The organism is Ferruginibacter albus, from assembly GCF_020042285.1.
GTDB classification, from domain to species: domain Bacteria; phylum Bacteroidota; class Bacteroidia; order Chitinophagales; family Chitinophagaceae; genus Ferruginibacter; species Ferruginibacter albus.
On sequence record NZ_CP083388.1, the window covers coordinates 3491458 to 3505866 of the forward strand.

10 protein-coding genes are annotated in these 14409 nt (G+C 36.4%); 6 read left to right on the plus strand and 4 right to left on the minus strand.

Translation table 11 applies throughout. The features are described 5' to 3' along the window. Positions 1 to 29 precede the first annotated feature (29 nt). Together purH and K9M53_RS14965 are read right to left on the minus strand one after the other, a co-directional pair. A complete protein-coding gene (gene purH / locus K9M53_RS14960; protein WP_224016440.1) occupies positions 30 to 1541 on the minus strand; it encodes a bifunctional phosphoribosylaminoimidazolecarboxamide formyltransferase/IMP cyclohydrolase in 1512 nt (503 codons plus the stop codon). Positions 1542 to 1591: 50 nt separating this feature from the next. Next, positions 1592 to 3676, minus strand: a complete 2085-nt coding sequence (locus tag K9M53_RS14965; protein ID WP_224016442.1) for a ComEC/Rec2 family competence protein — start codon at positions 3674 to 3676, stop codon at positions 1592 to 1594. Between the two features lie 360 nt (positions 3677 to 4036). Between K9M53_RS14965 and K9M53_RS14970 the strand changes: the two genes are divergently transcribed. The 6 genes from K9M53_RS14970 to K9M53_RS14995 all read left to right on the plus strand — a co-directional run bounded on the left by K9M53_RS14970 (position 4037) and on the right by K9M53_RS14995 (position 10716). Then, positions 4037 to 4519, plus strand: coding sequence for a hypothetical protein (locus K9M53_RS14970; protein WP_224016443.1), 483 nt, complete (start codon positions 4037 to 4039; stop codon positions 4517 to 4519). Between the two features lie 547 nt (positions 4520 to 5066). Then, positions 5067 to 6791 carry a DUF262 domain-containing protein gene (locus tag K9M53_RS14975; protein WP_224016445.1) on the plus strand — a complete coding sequence of 575 codons (1725 nt, stop codon included), beginning with the start codon at positions 5067 to 5069 and terminating at the stop codon, positions 6789 to 6791. A 1-nt stretch (position 6792) separates the two neighbouring features. Continuing rightward, positions 6793 to 7713, plus strand: coding sequence for a protein kinase domain-containing protein (locus K9M53_RS14980; protein ID WP_224016446.1), 921 nt, complete (start codon positions 6793 to 6795; stop codon positions 7711 to 7713). 286 nt (positions 7714 to 7999) lie between these two features. After that, the gene (locus tag K9M53_RS14985; RefSeq protein WP_224016448.1) at positions 8000 to 8587 is read left to right on the plus strand and encodes a hypothetical protein; all 588 of its coding nucleotides are present in this window, start codon (positions 8000 to 8002) and stop codon (positions 8585 to 8587) included. 163 nt (positions 8588 to 8750) lie between these two features. Continuing rightward, the gene (locus K9M53_RS14990; protein WP_224016450.1) at positions 8751 to 10118 is read left to right on the plus strand and encodes a glycine-rich domain-containing protein; all 1368 of its coding nucleotides are present in this window, start codon (positions 8751 to 8753) and stop codon (positions 10116 to 10118) included. 175 nt (positions 10119 to 10293) lie between these two features. Then, positions 10294 to 10716 (plus strand): hypothetical protein, encoded by a 423-nt coding sequence (locus K9M53_RS14995; RefSeq protein WP_224016451.1) that lies wholly within the window; start codon positions 10294 to 10296, stop codon positions 10714 to 10716. Here the strand turns inward: K9M53_RS14995 and K9M53_RS15000 are convergent, their stop codons facing one another. Together K9M53_RS15000 and carB are read right to left on the minus strand one after the other, a co-directional pair. Continuing rightward, positions 10717 to 11166 (minus strand): hypothetical protein, encoded by a 450-nt coding sequence (locus tag K9M53_RS15000; protein ID WP_224016453.1) that lies wholly within the window; start codon positions 11164 to 11166, stop codon positions 10717 to 10719. It abuts the gene before it with no gap. A gap of 231 nt (positions 11167 to 11397) precedes the next feature. Continuing rightward, complete coding sequence (gene carB / locus K9M53_RS15005) at positions 11398 to 14241, minus strand: carbamoyl-phosphate synthase large subunit (protein WP_224016455.1); 2844 nt, start codon at positions 14239 to 14241, stop codon at positions 11398 to 11400. Positions 14242 to 14409: the final 168 nt, after the last annotated feature.

Below are 14409 nucleotides of genomic sequence, written 5' to 3' on the forward strand. Positions count from 1 at the left end.
AATGTGCGTCAAAATTAATTGAAAACTAATTAATGTTTAAAATGACGCAATCCTGTAATAACCATTGCCAGGTTATTTTGTTTGCAGTATTCAATAGAATCGTTATCACGAATAGAGCCGCCGGGTTGAATAAATGCTGCAATACCCGCTGCATGTGCCATTTTCACGCAATCATCAAAAGGGAAAAAAGCATCGCTTGTCAATACCGCCCCATTCAGATCAAAGCTGAATTGTTTTGCTTTTTCAATTGATTGACGTAAAGAATCAACACGGGAAGTTTGCCCGCAACCTTTACCTACCAGTTGTTTATTCTTTACCAAAGCAATGGAGTTACTCTTTAAATGTTTGGCAACTATATTCGCAAAGCTCAGGTCTTCTTTTTCTGCAGCAGTAGTTTCCCTGCCGCCCGTTTCTTTCCATTCGGTGTAATTACCGATATCATTCTGTTGTACCAATACACCGTTCAATAAAGACTTGTATTGTGTAGTGCTTTCAGGTTGTTTTAATAACTGTAATAATATGCGATTCTTTTTCGACTTTAATATTTGTAACGCATCTTCATTAAAAGAAGGAGCGATCAATACTTCAAAAAATATTTCGCTGATGGCTTCTGCAGTTGCCTTATCAACAGCAGCATTGGTAATTAAGATGCCGCCAAAAGCGCTTTCAGGATCGCCCGCCAATGCAGCATCCCATGCTTCTTTAACAGTAGCTCTTGCTGCAACACCACACACATTCGTGTGCTTAATAATTGCGAACGTAACATCCTTTTGAGGCACATCTGCGATCAATTGCACTGCTGCATCCACATCCACCAAATTATTATACGATAATTCCTTTCCGTTCAATTGAGCAAACAGCTCATTCAGATCGCCATAGAAAGCAGCTGATTGATGCGGATTTTCACCGTAGCGCAATACTTTCTTTTCTTTATTGAAAGGTGTTTCAACAAGGGTTTGATTAAAGTAATTAGAGATAGCCGTATCGTAAGCCGTGCAAACATCAAATGCTTTTATAGCAAAGCTGCGACGTTGTTCTAAGCTGGTCTCGCCTTTTTGTTCTTTTAATAATTGCTCCAATAAAGCATATTCTTTTTTTGCAGCAACCACCACTACATCTGCATGATTTTTAGCAGCGCCACGGATCATAGATGGACCGCCGATATCTATTTTCTCAATGATCAATTTTTCATCAGTAGTCGATTTAACTGTTTCTTCAAACGGGTATAGATCAACAATAACCAGGTCAATTTCAGGAATGTTGTATTGCTTCATTTCCTGCACATGCGTTTCATCGTTCCTTTTTCCCAAAATACCACCAAACACAGCAGGGTGTAGCGTTTTCACTCTTCCACCTAAAATAGATGGATAAGTAGTTAACGACTCCACAGGAACACAAGGCACTTTCAGATCTTCTATGAATTTTTGCGTACCGCCGGTAGAGTAAATGGTTACTCCCAGGTTGTTCAGTTCTTTTACAATGTTCTCTAACCCGTCTTTATAAAAAACAGAAATTAATGCAGCTTGAATTTTTTTGTTCATACCCCAAACCCCTAAAGGGGCTTTTAAAGTTTATAATTATTAAAGAGTTTTTATTGTGTATCTAACACAAATGCCCCCTGTTGGGGAACCGAAAAGAAGCGCAAATGTAAATCTTCGCACTCTTTTTTCCATTTTTCAATTTTCCACAAACTATTAGAAGCATCGGCAACATATTGATCACAGCTGAAAACGCTTGCCAGTTGCGGGATTTGGATCTTTGGGTTTTTTGAAATTACTATTACATCTAATTTGATCTTCTGCAGTGGTGGTATAAATGAAAGTGTAGTATCTATTAATAAGATGCGCTTATCCTTGATCTGATAAAATCCATTTTGGGCAAACCCATCCGAAGCAGCATCTATCCTTTTATTCAACCGCATATAAATGCGGGAAGGCTTTAAATGAAAATTCTGCAGCAGTGCATTGGCAAGCAAGATAGCATCTCCTTTAAACCAATACCTGTTGCCGCTAATAAAATCTATTGCCCGGTATTTAGGAACATTATAAACGATCATCTTATCCTGTTGCATTGTTTTGTATTGGTTGTATGCCGATACCATAACAAAAAACAAAGTGCATACCAATGCCTTCAACAAAAATTTTGCATTCCTGCCCATTAGCCATGCACAAACAAAAATGATGATACCATACAATAACCAGGTAGATAGTACCGATGCGGATAAGTTATCGATCACCGAAAAGGAGAAGTGATTTATCCATATAATAAAATTATTCATCAGTGCCGTTAACCACCACACTGCTTTACCCAGGTAAGCACCTATCAATGTCACCTTATTAAATAGCACTAAAAATATTTCTGCAAATAAAATAATGGTTGAAAGTGGTATGGCAACAATATTCGCCAACAAGAACAGCACCGGAAACTGGTGGAAATAATAAATGCAAACAGGAAAAGTTAATAGCTGTGCCGATAAGGTAATGGCGATCATTTCCCATAATTTATCCAGCCATTTATTTTTTACATAGAACCAATTATAAATGGGCTTTTGAAAAAGTATAATGCTCAGCACAGCGCAATACGACAATTGAAAACCTACATCCCACAAAAAATACGGGTTATAACACAGCAATAAAAACGCGGATGCCGCTAACGAATTATAGACAGAAGCTTTTTTATTAATGCCGATACCAATGGTAATGCAGGTGAATACTACGGCGGAACGCAATACCGATGCAGAGGCACCGGTAAGCAATGAAAATATCCATAAGCAAATAAGGATGGCTATTACTTTAATAAATACCGAGCGCTTTATCAACGGCAAGCGACTGAACAACCAAAACAATACCACATAGATCAATCCTAAATGCATACCGGATATGGCAATGATATGCACTACGCCGGTATTGCTGTATGCCTGCACAATGTCTTTGTCCAGGTCGTTGGTATACCCGATCAACAGCGCTTCTGCAATACCTAGTTCATTTTTATTGTTGCCGATATTTTTTTGTAAGGCTGATAAAATGGTTGCTCTTGCTGAAAAGATAAATTGATCAAAGCGGTTAACGTCTTTATCTTTTACCAAAATCCAATCTTTGTTTTTAAGAAAGAGGGTATGGAATGTTTGCTGAAAAGCTGCATACCGTTGATAGTTGAACGCACCCGGGTTGCCGGAGTTTTTTATGGGTTGTAAATTTCCTTGTATCAATACCACATCACCATAATGCAAGGACAATGAATCGGCATCTTTTGAAAAATAAAGCAGGATCTTTCCTTTGGCGGCAATCGTTGTATCATTCCTGATCACGGACAATACATAGCCATCTGCTTTATAGGAGTTTGCCTTTTCAACCGGCGGCTCATTGATGCGTACCAGCAGGTGATCGTTGCTGTTATAATAATTGCCATACCAGCTTTCATGATGCCGTATATCTTTTACCCATGTAAGCAACAAGCCAAAGCCAATAAGCAATAGCTGAATAGCGATGCCCTGCAATAGCTGCAGCTTAAAACGTGTGCCAAGCGGCAACAGCCCGAAGGTGATATAATTAACCGCTGTACAACCAATGAAAACAAAGATTACCGGTAATGGAAACTGTATATACCATTGTACTATTATGCCTGCTGTTAAAGGAAGCAGTAAGCGAAGGAACGGAGCTGTTTTCCAGATGGGCATGGCTACAGGTTTGTATGCTAAAACTAACTACTGCCACTAAAAGAAAAAAGTAGATATAAATCAAGAATTAAGCGGGTGCTATTTTTTATTAACAAAGAAAAATGTAGATAGCTGTCTTAAATAACAAACTTACTCTGACATTCAACACAGCAACATATCTAAAAGCTGTCAGTCTGCTTGGCGAAGACGGTCCTATAAAAAACCCTACCAACTTTTCTATATCCGGAGCATCAGATAGTAAAAAGATATCTTATTTTTTATTCTAAAAATTAAGCTAGACATATATCAATATTTCAAAGTGATTGACTCTTTATTAAGAAAGAAAAATGTAGAATAGCAGCTTAAATAAATTCTACTGATATGAAGAAGTTAATCTCAAACCCACTTACAACAGAAGTGGCTGCCGACATTAGAACGGCTACTAATGATTCTATTGAAAAACTTAAACCCTTTCATGTGTCTCTTACCGACAAAGAAAAGATAGGAGTGCGTACGATGGCAGAAGGCAGGGAAGGTGTAGTGCGACTGCTATGCAAAATTGCATTACAACACACTGATAGCTTACCTCGAAACGAAGATCCTCAAGAAATGGTAACGTTATTAAAGTCTTATGAAGATGGAGGACAATCATTGCAGGCGGAAAAACAGTTGACAGAAATGTTAGAAGACACACAAACGGCTACAGGCATAGATTTAATGGCATTGTACGACCGTTATAACAAACATTTGCAGGCGGCCCGTACCGGCAATACTGCCCTGGATGCTGCTATGCGTGAAATGGATGAATATAATAGCCGTTTTGGAGGCAGCGGCGGTAATGAAGATACTCCGCCAACTAGCTAGAATAATGTGTTAAGCTATAACAAAGGATAGGTTTTTAACGCTATCCTTTTTTTATGCCTATTTCTGTAATAGCTACCACCTAATTGTTTATTAGGTACTACCTATTAAAAAGATAGGTATCACCTATTAATTTGATACCCTCTACCTATTTATTAATTAGGTAGCACTTGTTAAAAAGACAAGTACCACCTATTAAAATAATAGGTATCACCTTTCAATTTAATACCCTGCACCTATTTGTTAATTAGGTAATACCTATTAAAAAGATAGGTATAGCCTGGTAAAATATTAGGTGGTACCTGTTTAAATGAGAGCAAGAAGCTAATAAATTAAAAGGTGGAAGGATAAAATTTATAGAGTGCATGCCTTATTGAATGATATAAACAAATGGCGTTGCTATAACAGCAATAAAATATATATAGTAGTAAGGATGGAATATTAAAAGGCTATATTTTTTAGGAAATACCATATAATAACATAAATTTATGTGTTGTCAATAACCCTATTGATATCTCAATTATTCATAGACAATTAGATATATTATAAAATGGAGAATTCAATTTTTAGATCGATCACACTTGGTATAGGTCAATTAATTTCACAAAAGAAAAGATTCGGCGTACCTCTTTATCAGAGAAGCTATTCTTGGGGAAATTCCGAGGTAGATCAGTTTGTTGATGATATTACAAATGCCATTACTGAAGAATATACAAATTACTTTCTTGGATCTGTTCTTTTGACTGAACCTCAAGATGGAGTATGGGGAATATTAGATGGACAGCAAAGGTTAACAACAGCAAGCATTGTTTATTCTACAATAAGAACTTTGTTAAGTGAAAAAAATCAACATGCTGATTCAGAACAAATAGCAAATGAGTTTTTGGCTGTGCGTGCTTTAGGAGGTGAATACTACCCAAGATTATTGCTAAACGAAGAAAACCAAAACGTTTATAGGGATGCTGTCATTAATCAAAGCTCAGAAAAGAATATTGAGTTTTTAAAAAAAACATATGATAAAAACAAATCAAATTTACTCATTCTTCAAGCTGTTTTCAATTGCAGACGTAAAATAGAAGAATGGATTTCTTTCGATCATGAAACAGCTGTTAGAAAACTTTACAAACTATCTGAATATTTAGAAAAAAGAGTTTTAGTTGTTGTAATCGAAGTTGCTAATGAATCAGACGCTTATATTGCCTTCGAGACTTTAAATACAAGGGGACAAGATCTTTCTGCTTTAGACTTAGTTAAAAATTATATTTTTAGCAATACACCTAAAAGCCACCATAATGAAATAAGGATTTTATGGAGTGAAATGAAAGAAAACATTGGGGAAAATGAGGCGGATGATTTCTTGCGAATTTTCTGGATGGGTAATTACGGACTTATTCAAAAATCCAGACTTTATTTTAACTTAAAAAGGAAATTTAATTCGGCCCCGCTTGTTTTAAAATTATTGAACGAGTTGTGTTCCGGATCTAAAATATATGCAGCGATTGAAGATCCTAAAAACCATTTTTGGCAAAACTATAGTGACTACACAAGACACCTAATCGAAACTCTAAAAATTCTGAACAGCAAACAGACTCGCCCAATAATTTTTGCATGCTGGAATGCAAAAAATATTGATTCTTCTTTAATGGAAAATGTTCTTTGGTATTTGGTTGTTTTAACAGTACGATTTCAAACTATAGGGAAAAAACGCCAAGGAATTTTGGAAAAGCAATGTGCAAAAATTGCACAGGATATTTCTAATGCTGAAAAAATTGACCTTTCGTTACTAAGGCAAGATATTGACAAGATTCTTCCTAACGACGAGGAATTTTTGGCAGACTTTAAAAGATACCAAGAGGTGAGCATGAAACGGGCATTATACATCTTAAGTGCTATCGAATATTCAAAAGTATATGATTATGAATATCGGAATTCTTGGCAATTTGTTGATAAGGCCTTGGATTCTAGTTCAAATATTTCGGTTAGTAATATTTTGCCCAGAAAGCTAAGTCCCTCTTGGTTAAATGTAATTAGTGAAGATGATATTGATAGCCTTGGTATCACATCAAACATTTCAAACTTTATACTAACAACAAGATCATTTAATATCAAGCAAAGCAACAAAGAATTCAGTCATTTAAAAGATTTATCAAGAGAAAGTGAATTTTGGACTACACGAGAAATAGCTGATTTTGATTCGTGGGAATTAGATAGCTTTTCAAAACGACAAGATCAATTAAGAAACGTAGCAGTTAAAACCTGGAAGCTTAATAAATAATATGGTAGTAACATTAGGAAATGGTATTCGTATTGAAGCTTCTGATGGAGAGCAATACAGAATAATTCAATTTTTAGGTGCTGGGGGTAATTGTCAAGTGTATTTGGCTATTTCTACAAAAGGGAAATGGCAAGGAATATTATTTGCCGTTAAATTCTTTTTTAAAATAGAAGACTCAGAGCGTTTGCAACAGTTTGAAAAGGAAAAAAAATTCCTTTTCTCAATTTCTCACCCTTCTATAATGAAAATATATTCGGAAGGGAGTTATTATCTTACTTCGCTAGACAAAAAAATTCCTTTTGTAGTATGTGATTATTTCCCAGACAGATTAGATTGGAAAATAAGAAACAAAAAGCTTAGGCATAGTGAAAAATTAATTTATATAACCCAGCTATTATCTGCTATAGATTTCTTAGAAAAAAATTCTCCAAAAATTGTTCATAGGGATATCAAGCCTCAAAATATCTTTATAAAGGGATATACTTGTGTTTTAGGAGACTTTGGACTTATGAAAGATCTTTCCGATGGTATATGCTCTGATGAAGAAGATCTGTTTAAAAAGAGTAAGGGAGTAGGGATGCCTCGTTCTTATCGTACCCCAGACTTAGTAAAATATGCAAAAAAAGAAAAGATCTTAACAACAGCTTCTGACGTTTTTCAACTTGGTCTTGTTGCGGCTGAGATGTTTACTGGAGCTAATCTACTTAAGCCAACAGAAAAAGATTTATTAGAGGATATAAATTTAGATCCTCTTCGAGATGTTATTGGCCAAGAAGGAAAACTTATAAAAGATCTGATTCAAAAAATGTTAGTTATTGAATCAACAAATCGAGGTAAAATTTCAGAATTACTCGATGGCTTTGATGGTGCTCTTCGTGCTACAACAACTAAACAAATCGAAATAGACGGTTTTGCGTTCTGAAGAACAATCTTTTAGGTCATTCTTACTTCTATTGAAATTTAAGATTTAACTCAACTAGTGCAAGTCTTCCGACAGGATGACTTGGTGCCGATTAATACTTCCAGACTCCGTCTGGCATTCAGAGCACGGAAAGATGGGCATTCCTCATCAGTAGACCACACGAATAAATCTCAACATTAGTTCTTAAATTCAACAAAGCTCTATCCGTTAGCTATAATTTTTTTAGACACTCTAATAATCATATCTAAACCAATATTCATAAAAACCACCTTAGCGGCTTTACAACATGAGTACATTACAAAAAATATTATTTCTAATAATTGTTTTTGCTCTTTTAATTATTTTCTTAGCAATTAGAAATTTCGTTATTCATCCTTATTACAATAAAAGCAACATTACATATGCTGAGAATAGTTTAACGCAAAATCGCCAGAAGTATAAAACGCTAATAAACTATATGGAGAGTTTGGTAAAAGAAGATTCAATCTTTCTATTTGAAAATGTTAAAGAAGGAGTGATTTTTTCTGTGTTAGACTCAAACAAAGCGAAAAGCCAAGACCACGATACTTTTAATAAAAAGAAACATTATGTAACTCCTTCCGAAATTGTTCAAATTTTCAAGGAACTTAAAATTGATTATTTAAGTGTTAACTATACAGGTGAATTTCATTGCATCAAAATTCATACTGACTTGATAAATTATTCTATGTCTGGCAAAAATGTAGATCTTTATTACTTTCCCGATAAATATAAGTTTGGCTTTTTTAATAAAGACAATAATGAAAGCATGATGTTAGCAGCTTGGAAAAATGAGGGTAATAAAGTTTGGCTTTATCAAATTGACAGCAATTGGGTTATTAAGTCGGAAAAATGAACACAGAATTAAAACTACCGTTAACATGACGTCCAACTGGCGTAAGTCTTCCGCGATGAACATTCCCATCGACGGACCATACGAATAAATCTCAATATTAGTTCTTAAATTCAACTTTATATTTTTCAATCCGCAACAGATATCTATTACTCATCAAGACAACATGAACCAGGAACTTTGGAATAAAATACTAGCATTTGACTTTGACGATCCACCTAGCGAGTATGGATTTTCCATAAGGCTTGCCAATGAAAACTTTTGGACGAAAGAGTTCACAGATCAAGCTATTGTAGAATATAAGAAGTTTATGTATTTGGCTGCCACTTCCGACTTTATGGTTTCACCATCAGAAATTATTGACCAGGTCTGGCATCAACATTTAATTTTCACACAATCCTACCAGGACTTCTGCAGCATTTTAGGAAAACAAATTCAGCATATTCCTTCAACGCATAACAAGGAAGAATTTGAAAAATTCAGGCAGGCAAAAGAGCGAACAATAAAATTTTATGAAAGAGATTTTGGCAAACAACCCAAAAACATTTGGGCATACAATGATATGTTTGAAAGCCTCAATTTGGAGAAAGCAAAATTCAAATTGAGATCATTTTTAATTTTCGGAATTTTTGCATTTATCTGTCTTACAGTTCCGGCTTATTTTTTATTAAGACCAATCTATGTACAAATAGATAACCCGTATTTTATTTGGGGGCTTATTTTGTTAGCAGTTGTTTCACTTTTGACACTTGAATTTTATAACAAAGCGAAATTTAAAAAGATTATTTCCGGCTTTGATGAAACATCGTTTATTTATACTCTTCAACCTTTTGAACTGGTTTATTTAAAAACGCAAAAGCTTGCCAGCGTAATAAATGGAACGGTTAATGAACTGGTTGAAAATGGCGCTATAAAAATAAATGCAGGCAATAGCATTGAGCTTGCAAAGAGCAATGCAACAGTCAATAATTCACAGCTACAGGTTACTTCTGTATTATCAGAACTGGGAGCCACGTTCTACCCCGCTCTTTTAAGAAAATTAGCGACAAAGCCTATTTTCGGAAATATTGTAAACAGTATGGACGCTTTTAGAAAATACTTTAACAAGTCTAAAAAATTTGCACTTCTATTCTATACAAACCTTTCAGTTTTTACACTACTTATATTATTATCCTTTACAAGAATTGTAACAGGGGTTTTAAGAGACAAACCGGTTACACAAATAGTAATGGTGACAGTTGTTTTAGTTGTTATTGCAATTGCTTTTTTATATCGTCTGACAATGCAAATTTCAACAACAATAATTCCTGACTTGTACAAAAATAAAATTTTACCATCCGGACAAATTGAAGATAATTGGCAATGGAAATATTTTTTATCAGGCACAACAGTTCTGGCAACTTCATTTGCGCCCCTGGTAAATTATATTGACAGAAAAAGTAATGATAGAGGAAACTGTGCAACTTCTTGTGGTAGTAGTTGTGGAGGAGGCGGAAGTTCTTGCAGTAGCTGTGGGGGCTGCGGTAGTCATTAAAACCTTTTAAGCCTAATTGCTCTGTTGCTGATGGTGTAAGTTAGAGTTGTAACTTATCTCAAAATAGTGCTGAAATAATTCCACACTTTCAAATTTCCTGCTTCATTTCCCATTCATTTACCCAGTAATTTTTTCGGCATGTTTTTATTATACTATAAGTAAACACATAATAAACATGGCAAAGAAAAAGTCCTCATCAAAGAAAGCCTCTCCTAAAAACCCGTTTTTACATAAAGTAGCTGCAGGCATTGGCACCATTGCCGGTGAAATAGCTGTAGGTAAAGATCATTTGGTAGAAATGGCAGGTAATGTTATCGACTCTGTAAAAGAAAAGATGCACATGAATGGCAACGGAACAACAACTGCAACAGAAGCAGTAAAAGAAGTTGCTAAAAAAGCAGCGCCTAAAAAAATAGCAAAGGCTGTTAGCAAAAAAGCTGCTGCACCGGTTAAAGCAGTTAAGTCTGCTGCTAAAAAAGTGGCAGCTAAAGTTGTTGCAATAGCGCCCAAAAAAGCTGCTGTAAAAAAACAAAGCAAGCCGGTTGCTAAAAAAGCTGCTTCAAAAAAGAGCAGTAAAAAAGTTGCACGAAAAAAGTAATTACTCAATACTATCAATAGTATATAGATTACCATTCATCTCAACAGTATCTCCCTTACTCGCCTGCATTAATTTACTACCCAACGGCGATTGAGGTGACAGTGCTATAATAGCAATTCCATCTATTTCCGCTTTTCCCAATGCAACGCTTATAAAAAAATAACCTTTATTGGTTTTAATAAGGCTGCCGTTTACAATAGTAGGTGCAGCTATTACCGGGTCTATTTTTTCAAGTGCCGATTTTTGTGCTACTATCTCCTGCAGGTGATTGCGGGTGTTTGCCTGTTCTATTTGCAACATAGCCAGGGCTGTTTCGTGCTTATCGCCGGCAGTGCTTTTGGTTTCGTTGGCGCCGCTTTCTTTTAGATCTGCCAGGGTTTGTTGCAGCAAAGCAATCTTATCATTTAACAACTGTAAATAGTGGTGATATGCTTTTTGTTTTAGTGTCAAGGCTGGAGCAATTTTTATATCTCAATATAAGTAATAAAGTAAATTTTAAATCACCGCTTTTAGACATGTTTCTCCTTCCACAAGGCTTCGATAAACTCAGCCTGGCATTCAAACATATCTAAAAGCTGCCAGTCTGAGCTTGTCGAAGACCATACTATTTTAACTTATCAAGGCATAAAATAAAAAAGCTGCAATCAACTTGCAGCTTCATAATACTATATCAGTAATCTTTTACTTACTTAAGTGCATGCTTCTTTCCTTATACAACGTGCGGAAATAAGGATCACGCAGGTCTTTAATAAAGCGGATCGCTTCACCGGTACTTTTCATTTCAGGACCTAGCTCTTTATTTACACCCGGAAATTTATTGAAAGAGAAAACAGGTTCTTTAATAGCAAAGCCTTTTAGCTTTTTCTCAAACTTAAAGTCTTTTAGTTTGGCAGCACCCAACATTATTTTAGTAGCAATATTCAAATACGGAATTTGATATGCCTTTGCAATGAACGGTGTAGTACGACTTGCACGTGGATTCGCTTCGATCACGTATACATTGCCATCTTTAATAGCAAACTGTATATTGATAAGTCCTTTGATACTTAATTTACGTGCGATCTTTTCAGCATACTCTTCCATCGTTTGTACGATCAACGGAGACAGATTGAACTGCGGCAACACTGCATTGCTATCGCCGCTATGGATACCTGCCGGTTCAATATGTTCCATCACACCCATGATGTGAAATTGATCGCCATCGAAAATAGCATCTATCTCAGCTTCCTGGCAACGATCTAAAAAGTGATCGATCAAGATCTTATTGCCGGGCAAATGTTTTATCAAACTTAAAATTCCTTTTTCCAGCTCTTCATCATTCAACACAATACGCATACGTTGTCCGCCAATTACATAACTCGGGCGGATCAACACAGGATAACCTACTTCTTTTGCTACTTCGATCGCATCATCGGTGTTGTAAGCTGTTCCGTATTTTGGATAAGGAATGCCTAACTCTTTTAAGGTATCACTAAAGCGACCACGATCTTCCGCAATGTCCATGCTGTCGAAAGAAGTACCGATTATTTTTATTCCTTTCTGATGTAATTTTTTTGCCAGCTTTAAAGCGGTTTGTCCGCCCAACTGTACGATCACACCTTCCGGTTTTTCATGTTCGATGATCTCCCACAAATGTTCCCAGAACACGGGTTCAAAATATAATTTATCGGCAATGTCAAAATCAGTAGAAACTGTTTCGGGGTTACAGTTTACCATAATGGCTTCGTAGCCGGCTTCTTTAACTGCTAATATGCCGTGTACGCAACAGTAATCAAATTCAATACCCTGACCAATCCTGTTAGGTCCGCTGCCAAGTACAATTATTTTTTTCTTATCGGAAACTTTGCTTTCGTTGCTAAGCAGGCTGTTTTCGTTAACAGGCTTATTTTCAAATGTTGAATAGAAGTAAGGTGTTTTTGCTTCAAACTCAGCGGCACAAGTATCTACCATTTTGTACACTCTCGTTAAGCCCATTTTCTTTCTTCTCTCGTAGATGTCTTCCGCATTTTCTTCTTTCATGATGCGAACTATCTGTTCATCGCTGAAGCCTAATAGTTTTGCTTCTTTTAAAAGATCATCCGGCAATGATTTCAGGTCGTATTTCGCAATTTCTTTTTCGCAGTTACAGATCTTTTGAATTTGGTAAATGAACCAACGGTCGATACCCGTGCTTTCACAAATACGTTTAACACTGGCACCTGCCATCAATGCATCTTTAATTCTAAAGATCCTGTCCCATTTGGGGATTTTAATATAATCGATCAATGCATCGGTATGCATCAGGCTTTGTCCGTAATAGCCCAAACCAACCGCTTCATTTTCCAAGCTCTGACAAGCTTTTTGTACTGCTTCTGCAAAGCTTCTTCCAATACCCATTACCTCTCCCACCGATTTCATTTGAAAACCTAAGGTATCATCAGCACCTTTGAATTTATCGAAGTTCCAACGTGGAATTTTTACAATTACGTAATCCAATGCCGGTTCAAAGTATGCTGAAGTTGATTGAGTGATCTGGTTCTTTAATTCATCGAGGTTATAACCAATTGCCAGCTTAGCAGCAATTTTTGCAATGGGATAACCCGTAGCCTTAGACGCCAATGCAGAAGAACGACTTACACGTGGATTGATTTCTACCACGATCAATTCTTCTGTTTGAGGATTCATGGCAAACTGCACATTACAACCGCCGGCAAAGTTGCCAAGGTTGCGCATCATGCTGATGGCAGTGTTACGCATTAGTTGAAATGCAGTATCGCTCAACGTCATGGCAGGAGCCACTGTTACGGAATCACCGGTGTGAACACCCATTGGGTCAAAGTTCTCAACGGTACATATGATAGCAACATTATCTGCGTTGTCTCTTAATAATTCCAATTCATATTCTTTCCAACCCAATACCGCTTTTTCTACCAACACTTCATGAATGGGACTTGCCGTTAACGCTCTGTTCAATGCTTCATCCAACTCTTCTTTTTTAAACACTACGCCGCCACCACTACCGCCTAAGGTAAAAGATGGACGCAACACCAACGGAAATCCTATGTCTTGTGCAAATTCTTTTCCTTCTAAAAATGAATTGGCAATATGTGCAGGACAAACCGGTATTCCCATTTCGATCATCCACAACCTGAATTTTTCCCTGTCTTCAGCTTTATCAATTGCTTTAATGTCTACACCGATCAGGCGTACATTGTTTTTTTCCCAAATGCCCAGTTCATCTACTTCTTTACAAAGATTTAAAGCTGTTTGTCCACCCATGGTAGGCAAAACGGCATCAATATCATTTTCTTCCAATATTTGTTCAATGCTCTCCACCGTTAATGGCAACAGGTAAACCTTGTCTGCCATCATCGGATCGGTCATAATGGTAGCCGGGTTACTGTTGATAAGAATGGTTTTAATGCCTTCTTCACGAATACTTCTGGAAGCTTGCGTACCGGAATAATCAAATTCGCAGGCTTGTCCTATAACAATTGGTCCGGAACCGATGATGAGAACTGACTTAATGGAGTTGTCTTTTGGCATTGAATGAGGATGTGTTATTCGGGGTGCAAAATTAGGGGTTACGGGGGAGAAATGAGGATTGAATTTTTACTTTTTTGGGACAGGCTGAAGTGCTGCTATTGGGCCCGGGTTGTGTCACTCACTTGAACGGGTTATCACTATTGAGCATAGAAAGATACGGGTATAAAA

Bases quoted from the DNA above. Each gene is read 5' to 3' on its own strand.
- purH (WP_224016440.1), bottom strand. From the start codon at position 1,541: ATGAACAAAAAAATTCAAGCTGCATTAATTTCTGTTTTTTATAAAGAC.
- K9M53_RS14965 (WP_224016442.1), bottom strand. From the start codon at position 3,676: ATGCCCATCTGGAAAACAGCTCCGTTCCTTCGCTTACTGCTTCCTTTA.
- K9M53_RS14970 (WP_224016443.1), top strand. From the start codon at position 4,037: ATGAAGAAGTTAATCTCAAACCCACTTACAACAGAAGTGGCTGCCGAC.
- K9M53_RS14975 (WP_224016445.1), top strand. From the start codon at position 5,067: ATGGAGAATTCAATTTTTAGATCGATCACACTTGGTATAGGTCAATTA.
- K9M53_RS14980 (WP_224016446.1), top strand. From the start codon at position 6,793: ATGGTAGTAACATTAGGAAATGGTATTCGTATTGAAGCTTCTGATGGA.
- K9M53_RS14985 (WP_224016448.1), top strand. From the start codon at position 8,000: ATGAGTACATTACAAAAAATATTATTTCTAATAATTGTTTTTGCTCTT.
- K9M53_RS14990 (WP_224016450.1), top strand. From the start codon at position 8,751: ATGAACCAGGAACTTTGGAATAAAATACTAGCATTTGACTTTGACGAT.
- K9M53_RS14995 (WP_224016451.1), top strand. From the start codon at position 10,294: ATGGCAAAGAAAAAGTCCTCATCAAAGAAAGCCTCTCCTAAAAACCCG.
- carB (WP_224016455.1), bottom strand. From the start codon at position 14,241: ATGCCAAAAGACAACTCCATTAAGTCAGTTCTCATCATCGGTTCCGGA.